Here is a 352-nt window from a genome sequence, read left to right on the forward strand (position 1 = left end):
GTCCTGTTCACCACGCTGACGATGAACACCCAGGCGCTGCACCTGGACGCCGCGTTCAGCGACGCGCTGCCGCCGTTCAACCAGCGGCTGGTGAACTCGATGTTCACGCTCTCCACGCTGGTCGGGCTGTCGGTCGCGCAGCTGACCCAGGGCACCATCGTCGGCAACCTCGGGTTCTCCGAGATCGCGTTCCCCAAGCCGCTCTTCCACGGCGACACCATGTACGCGGAGACGGTGATCGTCGACAAGCGCGAGTCGAAGAGCCGGCCGGGCGAGGGCATCGTCACCCTCGCCCACACCGCGCGCAACCAGCACGGCGACATCGTCGCGACCGCGGTCCGAAAGACCATGG

At 67.3% G+C, this 352-nt stretch carries 1 protein-coding gene; it reads left to right on the forward strand.

The window, feature by feature from the left end; all coding sequences use genetic code 11:
- On the forward strand, nt 1–352 hold a 352-nt coding region (locus AC1DYG_RS21085; protein ID WP_477641761.1), incomplete at both ends, for a MaoC family dehydratase.

The organism is Pedococcus sp. P1_H8 (genome assembly GCF_056405175.1).